Origin of the sequence: Steroidobacter sp., assembly GCF_036402275.1 — a bacterium.
GTDB lineage: Bacteria > Pseudomonadota > Gammaproteobacteria > Steroidobacterales > Steroidobacteraceae > Steroidobacter.
In genome coordinates this window covers 123,626-136,137 of sequence record NZ_DASWTF010000036.1, presented here as the reverse complement: position 1 = coordinate 136,137, position 12,512 = coordinate 123,626, and the positions used below count along the sequence as shown (strand labels likewise).

The 12,512-nt window shown below is 60.0% G+C and carries 12 protein-coding genes and 2 tRNA genes; 10 read left to right on the top strand and 4 right to left on the bottom strand.

The features are described from left to right. Positions 1 to 211: 211 nt before the first annotated feature. From VGD45_RS20025 to VGD45_RS20010, 4 genes are all read left to right on the top strand, one after another. Positions 212 to 436: a hypothetical protein gene (locus VGD45_RS20025; RefSeq protein ID WP_331157117.1), complete on the top strand. Its 225-nt coding sequence runs from the start codon at positions 212 to 214 to the stop codon at positions 434 to 436. A gap of 161 nt (positions 437 to 597) precedes the next feature. Further along, on the top strand, positions 598 to 891 hold the full coding sequence (locus VGD45_RS20020) for an L-rhamnose mutarotase (RefSeq protein ID WP_349263326.1): 294 nt from the start codon (positions 598 to 600) through the stop codon (positions 889 to 891). Between the two features lie 10 nt (positions 892 to 901). After that, positions 902 to 2,026 carry a glycoside hydrolase family 88/105 protein gene (locus VGD45_RS20015; protein ID WP_331157115.1) on the top strand — a complete coding sequence of 375 codons (1,125 nt, stop codon included), beginning with the start codon at positions 902 to 904 and terminating at the stop codon, positions 2,024 to 2,026. A 5-nt stretch (positions 2,027 to 2,031) separates the two neighbouring features. Beyond that, entirely contained in the window at positions 2,032 to 3,570 is a 1,539-nt protein-coding gene (locus VGD45_RS20010) for an MFS transporter (protein ID WP_331157114.1), read from the top strand. Here VGD45_RS20010 and VGD45_RS20005 read toward each other — a convergent pair. After that, entirely contained in the window at positions 3,547 to 3,885 is a 339-nt protein-coding gene (locus VGD45_RS20005) for a hypothetical protein (protein WP_331157113.1), read from the bottom strand. The genes VGD45_RS20010 and VGD45_RS20005 overlap by 24 nt on opposite strands. Positions 3,886 to 4,232: 347 nt before the next feature. Here VGD45_RS20005 and VGD45_RS20000 point away from each other — a divergent pair, with 347 nt between their 5' ends. From VGD45_RS20000 to VGD45_RS19975, 6 genes are all read left to right on the top strand, one after another. Then, on the top strand, positions 4,233 to 4,715 hold the full coding sequence (locus tag VGD45_RS20000) for a hypothetical protein (protein ID WP_331157112.1): 483 nt from the start codon (positions 4,233 to 4,235) through the stop codon (positions 4,713 to 4,715). Next, entirely contained in the window at positions 4,709 to 6,778 is a 2,070-nt protein-coding gene (locus VGD45_RS19995) for a hypothetical protein (RefSeq protein ID WP_331157111.1), read from the top strand. The genes VGD45_RS20000 and VGD45_RS19995 overlap by 7 nt, the downstream gene beginning before the upstream one ends. After that, positions 6,775 to 7,740, top strand: a complete 966-nt coding sequence (locus VGD45_RS19990; RefSeq protein ID WP_331157110.1) for an RHS repeat-associated core domain-containing protein — start codon at positions 6,775 to 6,777, stop codon at positions 7,738 to 7,740. The genes VGD45_RS19995 and VGD45_RS19990 overlap by 4 nt, the downstream gene beginning before the upstream one ends. Before the next feature lie 3 nt (positions 7,741 to 7,743). Then, entirely contained in the window at positions 7,744 to 8,205 is a 462-nt protein-coding gene (locus tag VGD45_RS19985) for a hypothetical protein (RefSeq protein ID WP_331157109.1), read from the top strand. 277 nt (positions 8,206 to 8,482) lie between these two features. Beyond that, complete coding sequence (locus VGD45_RS19980) at positions 8,483 to 9,319, top strand: MerR family transcriptional regulator (RefSeq protein ID WP_331157108.1); 837 nt, start codon at positions 8,483 to 8,485, stop codon at positions 9,317 to 9,319. Positions 9,320 to 9,332: 13 nt separating this feature from the next. Then, positions 9,333 to 10,409: an alpha/beta hydrolase gene (locus VGD45_RS19975; protein ID WP_331157107.1), complete on the top strand. Its 1,077-nt coding sequence runs from the start codon at positions 9,333 to 9,335 to the stop codon at positions 10,407 to 10,409. Between the two features lie 7 nt (positions 10,410 to 10,416). Here the strand turns inward: VGD45_RS19975 and VGD45_RS19970 are convergent, their stop codons facing one another. From VGD45_RS19970 to VGD45_RS19960, 3 genes are all read right to left on the bottom strand, one after another. Beyond that, positions 10,417 to 12,144 (bottom strand): ATP-dependent Clp protease adaptor ClpS, encoded by a 1,728-nt coding sequence (locus tag VGD45_RS19970; RefSeq protein ID WP_331157106.1) that lies wholly within the window; start codon positions 12,142 to 12,144, stop codon positions 10,417 to 10,419. 98 nt (positions 12,145 to 12,242) lie between these two features. Further along, positions 12,243 to 12,316, bottom strand: a tRNA-Cys gene (locus VGD45_RS19965). Between the two features lie 92 nt (positions 12,317 to 12,408). Next, positions 12,409 to 12,484 (bottom strand) — tRNA-Gly (locus VGD45_RS19960). Positions 12,485 to 12,512: the final 28 nt, after the last annotated feature.

The following is a 12,512-nucleotide window of genomic DNA, read 5'->3' as shown; positions in this document are numbered from 1 at the left end:
TTCTCCCTGTCTTTGGCATCCCTCGCGACCGAAATTGAGCATTCCTGCCGTTCTTTTGCGCCGCAAAGACGATTTCTCTGACAAATCGTTGCAAAGCCGATCAAAGTAGCGCAAATATAAGCAACGGGCCGCGCGCCGCCGTGCCGGATTGTCACCGGTGTCAGCGGCGGTCGGACACCAGCAGAACATCGAACGAGTTCCGGGGAATGACATGAGGAATATTCGTGGATATCGCCGCTCGCACTCTATTACTGGCGGGCGCTGGGCTGTCGCCGCCGCCTCCGTGCTGGCCTTACACGGATGGCCGTCGATAGCGAACAGCGCCGAACAGAGCGAGCTCGAGGAAGTCGTGGTCACCGGCACTCGCGCCGGCCTGCGCATCGCCAACGAGACTTACGGGTCACGCTACTTCCTCGGAGTGCGAGCGCGACTGTGAGTGCGGTTCGAGGCGGCGCGTGGCATGACAGCCCCCTTTCATGTCGCGCGTCGCCTTGTAACCGATTTATCCCTGGGAAAACCTCGACATGATGCGATGCGCGTTCAGCCTGTCAAAGTGAGAGATAAGCCGTGAGCAACGCGACCACGATCGCCTTCCGCATGCAGCTCAAGCCCGGCAGGGTCGATGAGTACCGACGCCGGCACGACGAGATCTGGCCCGAGCTCGTCGAGACCCTGCGCGATGCGGGCATCTACGATTACTCCATTTTTCTCGACCCGACGACACTGCAGCTGTTCGCGGTACTCAAGCTCACGCCCGATCATCGGCGCGAGGAGTTGCCCGATCATCCCGTCATGAAGCGCTGGTGGCTGTACATGGCGGAGCTGATGGAGACCGAGCCCGATCTGCGCCCGCGCGAATGGCCGTTAGTGCCCATGTTTCATTTGGATTGAAGGAAGATTCATGCCTGTCTCGCTTCGTGCCCCTGTTTCACTCAAAGAGTGGGACACGCCCCGCCTGCATCGCACGGTTCAACTGCTGATCTCCAATCTGGTCGACCTGAAGGATTCCTCCGGCGAGTTCCTGCTGCGCCTGGACGATGGACGCGTCATCGATACCAAAGGCTGGAACGACTGGGAGTGGACGCACGGCATCGGCCTCTACGGCATTCATCAGTACTATCAGCTCACCGGCGATGCTCGTTGCCTGCAGATCGTCAAGGACTGGTTCAGCAATCGTTTCGCCGCCGGCACGCCGACCAAGAACGTCAACACCATGGCGCCGTTTCTCACGCTGGCGAATCTGTATGAGGCAAGCGGCGAGCCCACCTACCTGCCCTATCTCGATATCTGGGCCGAGTGGGTGATGAACGACATGCCCCGCACCGAAGAAGGCGGGCTCCAGCACATCGTGTTCAATTCCGAAAATCCGCAGCAGCTGTGGGACGACACGCTGATGATGTGCGTGCTGCCGCTGGCTCGTATCGGTCAAGTGCTGGGTCGGCCACAGTATCTGGAGGAAGCGCGGCGTCAGTTCCTGCTGCACGTGAAGTATCTGCACGACCGGCAGACCGGGCTGTGGTTCCACGGTTGGACGTTCGATGGCCGGCACAACTTCGCGGAAGCGCGCTGGGCGCGCGGCAACTGCTGGGTCACGATCGCGATTCCCGAGTTCATCGAGATGCTGAATTTGCAGCCCGGCGATGCGCTGCGTGAGTTCCTGATCGATACGCTCGAAGCGCAAGTGCGAACACTGCAGAAACATCAGGACGCAAGCGGCCTGTGGCACACGCTGATCGATGATGAGTCTTCGTATCTGGAAGCGTCTGCGACGGCAGGCTTCGCCTACGGCATTCTGAAAGCCGTGCGCCGGCGCTACCTGCCTCAGAGCTATGCCGAGACCGGATTGCGCGCCGTGCAGGGTGTGCTTGCGAACATCGCTGATAACGGCGAGCTGCGCAATGTTTCTTTCGGGACCGCCATGGGATCGGACCTGGAGTTCTATCGCAAGATTCCCTTGACCCCCATGCCCTACGGTCAGGCCATGGCCATGCTGTGCCTCGCTGAATATCTGCGCACGCGCATCTGATCGTCATGACCACTCGCACGGTTCGATTCGGCCACTATCTCGCGTACGGCAGCAACGACTTCCTCGGCGCCGGCGCGATGGCCGTCATCAGCGGCTGGATCCTGTTCTTCTACACCACGTTCTGTGGACTGTCCGCCGTGCAGGCCGCCGCGATCTTCGCGATCGCGCGGCTCTTCGATGCCGTCGCGAGCCCGCTGATCGGCTACTTTTCCGATCATTTCCACCGTACCGCCGCCGGCCGACGCTTCGGTCGCCGGCGGTTCTTCATTCTGCTCGCCGTGCCGTTGCTGCCCAGCTTCTCGCTGATGTGGATCGACGGCATGAGCTTCTGGTACTACCTCGTCACCTACGTGTTCTTCGAGGTCGTCTATGCGATGGAGCTCATTCCATACGAGACGCTCGCCGCGGAGATGTCGCCTGACTACAAGGTCAAAGCCAAGTTCGCCGGCGCGCGCATTCTATGCGGCCAGGTGTCGGCGATTCTGGCTGGCGTTCTGCCCGGCCGCATCATCGAGGCGTTCGGCAAGAGCTCGGCCGAAACGTTCTTTTATCTCGGCGTGATCTTCTCGGTGATTTTCATGCTGGTGGCGCTGGCCGTGTTTACCTTTAGTTGGGAGCGGCCGCGCGAAGAGATCGAGAGCATCGCCGTCGATCGCAGCGATCAATCGGCGCTGCGGCGGCTGACTCAGCTGTATTCCGACTTGATCGCCACGCTGCGCATCCGCGCCTTCCGTTTGCACCTGGGGATGTACCTGGGCGGCTATATCAGTCAGGACATCTTCAACGCGGTGTTCACGTACTTCGTCGTGTTCGCGCTCGGCAGCACTGTCGTGACTGCTTCGAATCTGATGGGAACGATGGCCTTCGCGCAGCTCGTCGCGGTCGCCGTGTTCATTCCTCTGTGCCTGCGCTTGCATCCGGCGCCGTCCTATCGAATCGCCGTCAGTCTGTACGCCACGGCGGTGCTGTTGTTCGTCGGCCTGCATCAAGTGCAACCCGTCCCGGCCTGGTGGATCTATGTGCCGGTGCTGATCGCGGGCCTGGGCCGCGGCGGACTCAATTACATTCCCTGGAACACCTACAACTACATGGCCGACGTCGATGAGATCGTCACCGGCCGGCGTCGCGAAGGCGCTTTCGCCGGCGTGATGACCTTCATCCGCAAGACCTCTCAAGCGGCGGCCGTCATGGGTGTAGGCTTTGTGCTGCAGGCCGGCGGCTTTCTTTCCGGCAGCACGGTTCAGTCGCCCGAGGCCGTGCGCACCATTCTGCTGGTGATGACGCTCGGAACCCTGACCCTTCTCGCCTTTGGCTGGATCGTGTCGCTGCGCTTTCACCTGGATCGCGACACCCACGGCGTGCTGATGCGTGAAATCCAGCGCTTCAAAGATCAAACAGACACGCTGCCCGACGCCGAGAGCCGTCGCATCGTCGAGGATCTGTCGGGCTGGCGTTACGAGGAGCTGTGGGGCAAAGGACGGTCACTGGCATCCGCTGTGACTTCCGCCTTTACGCCAAGCTCAGAACATCGCCAGATGCCCTAGCTTGCAGTACCCGTTGCCATCCGCTAGTGCGAACAATCGCACTTGGGTTCCCTGAGCTTTGGCCACAAGGATGGTAGCCATGTAACTCTTGTAGTTGTCGTCGGTGGGCTCGAAATAGACAAAGCTGTGGCTGTTGGGGCCACACATCGAAACCGGGTTGGCGAGATGGACGCGAACGCCGTAATTGTTGGCGTTCGTGACCTCGATGAGGCCGGGCACACCGTCATTTACGCCATCCCACGCGGATGCGGTGAAGGAACAAGACAGCAAGGCGGCGACCAGGGCGGTACGCGACCAATGTGACGGGCGATACATGTAGACTCCCTCCTGGGTAACTTGGTGGGACCGAGGCCGCTCAAGAGCTGCACCGGGATTCCGCCGTGCGCCATCCCTGACCGCTCACCGCAAATCATAAGTTGCTATCGCAACGCGCGGCTGTCAACGACGCATACTCGCGTCGGCTCACGAATCAGGGATTGGACTAACGTTCTCTTGTCGATGTCCCGATGCTCGCATCTAAGCGTTGACATGAAGCACGTCGACGTTGCATCTTCGCGCCGCGCAAATAGACACGGAGGTTCAATGCGTGGCAGAGCGATGAGAGCGGCCAGCACTCTCGCACTATTGATCGCACTTTCCTCAACGACACCACGAACTGGATCGTGCAGCGCGTGGAAGACGAGACCATTCGCGACGCCGGCACGGTCTATACGTTCAGCGATCCGCCGAACACTTCCGGCAACGTTATCAACCATGTCACCGATCGCGAGTTCGATTCGAACGGGGACCTGCGCAGCGTGTCGGTCGCGGGCGTCGAAACAGATTATGACTGGTACACCAGCGGCTCCAATCGCGGCGAGATCAATACGATCACCGATGCAGTCTCAAACACCTGGACCTTCCAGAACTACAAGCGCGGCACCCCGCGGACCGAACAGTCTCCCATCGCTGGCATCGGCATTACCCGAACCGTCAACGATTCGGGTACGATCGCGAGCGTGACCGACGCCGAGGCAAAGACCACCGGCTATTCCTACGATGACAATAACGAACTGAGCGCGTCACCACGGCAAAGACCACCGACAACAACACGACGATTACCCGCTCCGGCTCGCCGGGCCCATCCGAGCGCTACCGCGTGTTGACTCGTGGCACGCTGAAGCAGACTCGTCGATACGATGGTTTCGGCAGACTCCAGAGGGTCACCTATCAGGACACGGCCAGTGGGCAGGTCCGTGAGATGCAATATTTCCTGGACGCCGAAGGGCGTGTGACTCGGCGCTATCTGCCCAATAGCGGTTCGAGCTACGAGCAGATCGACTACGATGCGCTCAACCGTCCGACACACATCACGTACGCGGATGGCAATGGAATCAATTATTTGTATCAAGCGAATAACAAGGTCCACGTCACCTCGGGTGGCTTTGTGAGAGAGTACTCGTATCGCTCCTATGGCGATCCCGATATCAAAGAGCTGATGCGCATCTCGGCGCGTGCCGGCGATACTCCCAAGGAAACCAAGACTGTCACCACGTCCATCGAGCGTAATCGCCTCGGACAGGTGACCGCTGTGAATCAGGATGGCCTTACCCGCGAATACCGCTACAACTCGCATTTCTTTTTGATCTATGAGGTCGATCCGGAGCTTGGCACGATCATTTATGGCCGCGACAACATCGGCAACCTGGTGAGTAAGAAAGTCGGCAGCTCTGGAATGACGATCTTTCATCTGGACGACCTGTATCGAACCGATTACATCGACTATCCAGCCAACGGCTCGCAGCCGGCGTTCATGGTTGACTATGACTACTACAAGAACGGGCTGATCAAACAAGTGGGTCGAGGTGGCGTCACATGGGACTACACCTATGATGCGAACAATAACCTGGAGCTGGAGCGAGCCACGATTGGCGGCGTTCAGTACGGCATCACGCATGGCTACAACACACGCGATGCGCTATCCACGATTCTGTATCCGAGCGGCCTGCAGGTGTCATATGAGCCGAATGCGTTCGGTCAGCCCACCCGCGTCCAGTCGGGACTGGGCACACACATCAGCTCGGTGATCTATTTCCCGAATGGCCAAATCGACACGCTCACGTACGCGAATGGCTACACGACCGACTACGGGCAAAACAACCGTTTGCTGCCCACCACGCTGCAAGCCAGGGCCTCGCGGAACGGCGCTGCCTCCAGCCTCCTCGACCTGGAGTATGTTTACGATTCGCAGACGAACGTGAAGAACCTTAATGACTATCGCGATCCGACCAAGAACCGCTCGATGACCTACGACGGTGTGAATCGGCTGCGCACCGCGACCGGTCCCTATGGCGTCGGCGGCGCTTCGGCGAGCGGCTCTTTCACTTACGACGCTCGCAACAATATCACCGCCAAGTCGTTTCCGACTCAGACGTTTACTTATCAGTACAACGATGCGACTGGACGGCTGGACTCGATCACGCAAGGCACATCGATCATGAGCTTCGCCTACGACGCGTATGGCAATGTCACAGCGAACGGCAGAAACGAGATGGGCTTCGGTGTGTTTGGGTACGACAGTGCTTCAAACCTAGTCACAGTCGGTAGCCCCGCACGGATTCAGTACACGTACGACGGTAACGGCCGCGTGGCGATCGATACTCGCTCGGACGGATCGAGTACGCGCTACTCGCTCTACACTCTGTCAGAGCACCGCCTTTACGACGTCGATACCGTCAATAAAGAGGCGACCGACTATATGTACCTTGGCGACCTGCTGGTCGCCTCGCGGTCGCGGTGCACGGACTCTTCGGATGCCGACAGTGACGGCATTCCGACCTGCGTAGAATGGCGCAACGGCATGAATCCCAATGACAGCAGCGATGCGGCGCTGGATACCGACGGAGACGGGTTGAACGACCTGCAGGAATATCAGGCAGGGACCAATTTGTTCAACGCCGATACCGACGGCGATGGCCTCAACGACAGCTACGAGCGCCGCTATGGATTGAACGCCCTCGTGGCGGATTCGAGCATCGTGGATGCGGACGGTGATACGCTCACCAACCTGCAAGAGTTCCAGTTGGGCACCCGACCCGATCGTAGCGATACCGATAACGACGGCGTCCCCGACAATCTCGATCCCAAGCCGAGGTTCAACCCTGCGGTGCTGACTCCGATCCTACAGATGATTCTCGGGGATCAGCCTACCGAGGACACCACCCCATGAAGCACATTCGCAGTGTCCTACTTGGTGCGGCAGCTCTCTTTCTCGCACTGCTCACGAGTGCTTCGGCCCAGGACGTAGTCACCTACTTCCACGCAGACGCCACCGGCTCGCCGATCGTCGCGACGGACGAGTACGGCAACCTGCTCTGGCGCGAAGACTACGCTCCCTACGGCGAGCGCCTTCGCCAGGAAGTGAGCCCCCGCTCCAATCGCATGTGGTTCACAGGGCATCATCAGGAAGATAGCTCTGGGCTGATCTACGCAGGCGCGCGTCACTACGACCCAGTGATTGGCAGATTCCTCAGCACCGACCCGGCTGAGATCAATGTCGAGAATCTATTCCCCTTCAATCGGTATGCATACGCGAACAACAACCCCTACCGCTTCGTCGACCCGGACGGGCGGGCCGCGGTAGCTATAGAGGCGGTTGCAGTTGGCGCTCTGATCTATTTTGGCGGGTGTCAGATTGCTGGTTCCTGTGAAAAATTCGGCCAGGCAACCTGGAACGTGCTGCAGGCAGGGATGAGTCGGGATCCCATCCTAAGCCGGTATCTGGTGCTCACCGGGATGCTGAATCAAGCCACAGGCAACGGCGGCTCGAATTCATCAAGCGGCGGAATCGAACAGAGCGGTGCAGCGGCGACGCCCCCAAATCCCGACGATGATGACCAGGAGTCTCTACGCTATAAATCCAGCCCCAAGCACGAGGAAGGCGGATGGGGCACCAAAATGGATCTCGATCCGCAAGCCGCACAACGCGTCCTCAACCGCTCCGTACAGGGAGGCAAACAGCGATACGGTATCCACGAAGGCAAGGTATACGAGTTCCAGCCCGATAATGCAGGTACGTGGCATGGATACCCGATTCGCGGCAACGAAGCGCCCACTTCAGTTCTTCGCGAGTTTGCGAATCGTGGGGATATCTCGCCGGCCCAGTATCGGCAGCTCATCAAAGGAAAATGACAGATGTATGCTTTGCGTCTCGAGAAGCAGGATGATCCCGCCTTGACGGATACGGGCACGTCCGTTGGCCGCTATCGACTTCTCGTGTGTGACGAGCTTACTCATGCGCAGATTGGCCTAGCCGAATTTTTTTGCGAAGCCGGAGACCTGTGGGACTGGTTCAGCGCGCATCGCGAGGCATTGCTGGAGGAGAATCCTCCTGAGTTTTTGCCCGAGGGCATCTCTCTGGCGCAACGAATCTCAAAGTTCTACGAAGACGTGGACCCGGACGCAGCAGGAATCGATGCCTTGCTGGACACACTGCATGCCTACCGCACGCGACATGGGTTGCGATTCGCTCTTCGCGGCGTCGATATACCAAACATCTATCTCGGGCGGCACAATTCCATGCACGAGATCTCCTGCGCAGAAGACCCCTCATGGTCGTACCAAGTGGATCTGCCTCAGTTCCTAGCGAAGTGGTAAATCTCAAGGTAGAGGCGTGACGAGCGCCGGAATCAGGGGCGCACAGCCAAGGCCATGATCTCGCCGCTCGAGGTGATTTCCCACCCGATCACCCCTGACATCCGCATCATCGTGAATTCTCTGTATACGATGATCCTCGGGGCGGAAGCCTTTCGACTCAACGTGCGATCACTCGCGCTGGTGATGCCGCGGCATCGCCCTCGGGCCTTACACTCGGACGCTTGACTCTCCTGCTACGTCAGGGTGCAAGCTACGATCTCGCACCGGCGAGGTCGGCATGTTCCGGATCGGCGATTTTTCGCGACTGGCTCGGGTCACCATCAAGACCCTGCATCATTACGATGAGGCGGGCCTGTTGCAGCCGCTGCACGTGGACCCGCACACCGGCTATCGCTACTACGACGCAACCCAGCTTCAGACTCTGCATCGGATCCTGTTGCTGAAGGATCTCGGTTTCGCGCTCGATCAGATCCGCGCCCTGCTCCATGCGGACGCCGCATCGCTGGCGTCAGTACTGGAGAAGCGTCGCGAAGAACTCGCGGCGAGCATCGCCGCCGATCAATCCCGCTTACGCCGACTCGAAGCGCTACAGCTCGCGATCGATCAGCGCAGCAATGCGAGTCAGCCCACGGTGTTGTTGCGAGAGTCCCCGGCCATCGAGGTTTATTCCATCCGCCAGCGCGTTCCTCATTTCGGCGCGCCGATGCAGGCATTGTTCGAGGCGGCCGAAGCAACAGTCGCCGCCGCGCAGGCCCGCAGCTCCGCGAGTCCCTTCACGATCTTTCATGACTTGGAGTATCGGGAGCAGGAAGCGGACGTTGAAGTTTGTATTCCAGTGAAGCCCGGCACAAAGCTGGACACGCACATCTTGCCTCGATGCGAGGCCGCAGCGTCTATCACCTATCAGGGCCCTTACGAGCAAACACCCCTCGCGTACTCGTTGTTGCTCGACTGGATGAATCGCAGCGGCATGCGCCTGGCCGGGCCACTGCGCGAGGTTTATCACCGCTACGGCGCCGATCAGATCGGCTATTCGCTTCCCGCGGCGGTGCTCGCCACGAGCACTGTCGATTTCGTTACCGAGTTGCAGGCGCCTGTTGCGCCACTCACCTGAGCAGGAGACCACGATGACGTGCAAGTCGAAAGCCCTATCGGCGCTGATCATCGCCGCCGTATCGCTCGCTCATGCCGATTCGATGGCCGCTGATTCACGCGAGAGCCATCCGGACATCGACACCTCCTATGGAACATTGACGGTACGTGACGGCACGAAACTGCAAACCATCGTGACCAAGCCCGCGGCGGCCACGCGGCGTCTGCCTGCGATCCTGTTCGTGCAATGGCTGTCGTGCGACACCATCGCCATCTCCGACAATCCGCGCGATGGCTGGTCAGCGATGCTGAAGAACGTCGTACGACGCTCCAACGCGCTGGTCTGGAGAACCGAAAAGCGTGGCGTGGGCCAGAGCGAAGGCAGCTGCGCGACGATGGATTACGACACCGAGCTCGCCGACCATCGTGAGGCGCTCGAGCAGCTGCGAAGCCGCGACGACGTCGACTCCAATCGCATCGTCATCTTCGGCGGCAGCATCGGGGGCACGTATGCTCCCCTGCTCGCGGCCGACGAACGCGTCGCCGGCGTCATGATCTGGGGCGCAGGCGCGACCACCTGGGCCGAGCGCATGATGAAGTTCGAGCGCAACGCGCTGGAGCTCGGTGGCGCGCCAGCTTCGCAACTCGCTCGCGAAATGACGTTGCGTTTGCAGTTTCTGGAAAGGTATCTGGTCCGCGGCGAGACGCCGGCTCAAATCATGAAGGCAGATCCGGATGTTGGCGCGGTTTGGTCGCGCATCGTCGGCACGAGCGCCGACGGGCAGTACGGTCGGCCCTTCGCTTTCCACCAACAAGCGCAGAAAGCCGACTGGGCGGGTGCGTGGTCGAAAGTCAACGCGCCGGTACTCGCACTGTATGGCGAATACGATTGGTTCGAATCCCACGACGCGACCACGCTCATCACTCGCATCGTCAATGCAAAGTCACCGGGCCGCGGCACTTTCGCCGAGATTCCGCGCATGAATCATCACTTCGCCCAGTTCCCAAGCGCGACGGCCGCGTTCGCCGAGAAGGAAGGTCAAGTGAATCCCGAGCCCGCGGTCAGCGTGATGCTGGCCTGGCTTGCGAAGATTTTTTCTCGCGCGAGCTGATGCGCGCTCAAGGCTCGCCGATCACCTCCACAACGCCCGCTTCGAGCAACTCCTCATGCTCCGGCGTCCAGCTGGAGGTTGCTGGCGTGCTCGCCACGCGATCGATAAAAGATTGCGCGATGCCGGCTCGGCCTAACTGGTATTCCGCGGAGTACGAACTCTCCGGCGCGTTATCTTGCAGCCCATGCCGCGAGCGATGATAGACGAGTCGACCTTGCTCACTTAGATATCGGTGCGCGCCACCGAGGAATGCAGACGTGCATGCGCTGGCGCAGGTATCACGGACGTGTGTCGTGAGACCGTACTCCTCGATCACTTCGCGCATCAGCATCCCTTCCGCACCGAGGCCGCCGGGGCTATGCAGGCGCACGACGCTTACTTCGGGATGCGCGTCGAGCACGCGTTTCAAATCTCTCGATGCGCCGAACCGGAAGCCGCCGGTGAACACGACCGTGTCCGAGCCTTCCAGCTCGATCGAGTAATTGGGAATGGGTTGCTCGTCGCTGAACAGTCGGCCGAAGCCTTCGAGAGTCGGCGCCAACCAGATCGATCTACTGAAGAGCGCGATGCCTATCACGACCATCGCGGCTTGCAAACACTTTGCGAGCCAGGTGCGCCACTTCGTGGTTTTGTATCTCGCGGCGGAGCGCCAGACGCCGGCCCATTGCCAGACGAAAACGACGATGAAGAACGGCATGAGGAGCATCGACGTGCCGGCAAAGGCGCGATCGCTCAAGTGCAACGCGGCCTGCGTCAAGGTTTTCACGCAGGCGACCCCCACCAGAATGCTGCCAATCACGCCAACCAGCCAGAAGGATTTCGCAAGCGGCCAGTCGCCGCGCCAATGCTGACGAATGAAACCGACAGGTCGACCTCGCGTGGCTGATATGCGACGCAGCCGTCGATGCTTTTCTTCGCGAACAAGGTCGGCAAAGCTGAGCGAGTTTTTCCGCGTCACTGACACTCGCAGCGGCGCTCCTGCTTCGCGGGCAATCTCGATCGCCCTCGCCGCTTTCGCATAGGCCTCCTCGTATGCGTATGGACCGATGAAGGCCGCCTCGTGCTGATGAATGGCCCACATGCTTGCCTGCGCCTGTTCGGCATCAAAGCCAAACACATCGCCGATCAGCCGGGTGACCAGCTCCATGGCTGAGTAGCCATCGTTATGGATGCAGACGTAGGCATCATCCGAGCGCTCGCTCAGATGTTCGATCTCATCGTCTCGCACCGCCGGCAGCGCGCGATCGTGGCTCAGGAAGTATGTGATGTGAAGGTACGTCAGGCCGAGTCGGCCGAGAATCGCAGCCGACGTCGGATGGTTGGCAAGGCTGACGAGTACGTCGGCGGGATCGATGATGCGCAGGCCATCGCCACGGGCTAGAGACAGAGAGCGGGCGCGCACAACAACGTCGATCGCGTCTTGTGACACATCCTTCGCTTCGCTCGCTGCATCTGTGGCGGCGACGTCGAACGCTGCCCGATCCACCTTCACGTCGTACGCCGTTAGCAGCGCACGGATGATGGGAGTCGGCATGTCGAAGACGATGTGACGTGTCAGCCACACCACCGTAATGGGAACCGAACGCTGTCGGAGCGCGTGGTCGTACAGCTCGCACATGTACTTGGCGGCGACCTCGGCGATGGCCTCGGCATCATCGGGCGAGCCGGACAGCTTCGCGCGCACCGTTGCGAGCAGAGAGGCTCGTCGCTCGGATCCCTGACTTGAAGATTCCATGATTGCCGACGCTCATGCGTGATTCGAGGCCGCGCGAAGTCTAGGCGGCTCGATGCAGAGCAGGCGTTGATCGAGGTGGCAGTTTGCTGCTGAAGGACTGGAGGCTCGGGCCGGAATCGAACCGGCGTAGACGGCTTTGCAGGCCGCTGCATAACCACTTTGCTACCGAGCCGTAGGAGTGGGTAGGAGTGGCGAAACCCCAGCTCCTGCGCCTGCCGCCAGGCCCTTATTCGGCTTCTAACTTGCTGACGGCATTGAGGAAATTGGAGCGGGAAACGAGGCTCGAACTCGCGACCTTAACCTTGGCAAGGTTACGCTCTACCAACTGAGCTATTCCCGCTTTGGATCCGAAGGCAGTGCCCTCGGAA

Excerpts from the sequence above, each read along its gene's own strand:
- VGD45_RS20020 (WP_349263326.1), top strand. The coding sequence starts at position 598 with ATGCAGCTCAAGCCCGGCAGGGTCGATGAGTACCGACGCCGGCACGAC.
- VGD45_RS20010 (WP_331157114.1), top strand. The coding sequence starts at position 2,032 with ATGACCACTCGCACGGTTCGATTCGGCCACTATCTCGCGTACGGCAGC.
- VGD45_RS20005 (WP_331157113.1), bottom strand. The coding sequence starts at position 3,885 with ATGTATCGCCCGTCACATTGGTCGCGTACCGCCCTGGTCGCCGCCTTG.
- VGD45_RS19970 (WP_331157106.1), bottom strand. The coding sequence starts at position 12,144 with ATGGAATCTTCAAGTCAGGGATCCGAGCGACGAGCCTCTCTGCTCGCA.
- VGD45_RS20025 (WP_331157117.1), top strand. The coding sequence starts at position 212 with ATGAGGAATATTCGTGGATATCGCCGCTCGCACTCTATTACTGGCGGG.
- VGD45_RS19985 (WP_331157109.1), top strand. The coding sequence starts at position 7,744 with ATGTATGCTTTGCGTCTCGAGAAGCAGGATGATCCCGCCTTGACGGAT.
- VGD45_RS19990 (WP_331157110.1), top strand. The coding sequence starts at position 6,775 with ATGAAGCACATTCGCAGTGTCCTACTTGGTGCGGCAGCTCTCTTTCTC.
- VGD45_RS19975 (WP_331157107.1), top strand. The coding sequence starts at position 9,333 with ATGACGTGCAAGTCGAAAGCCCTATCGGCGCTGATCATCGCCGCCGTA.
- VGD45_RS19980 (WP_331157108.1), top strand. The coding sequence starts at position 8,483 with ATGTTCCGGATCGGCGATTTTTCGCGACTGGCTCGGGTCACCATCAAG.
- VGD45_RS20015 (WP_331157115.1), top strand. The coding sequence starts at position 902 with ATGCCTGTCTCGCTTCGTGCCCCTGTTTCACTCAAAGAGTGGGACACG.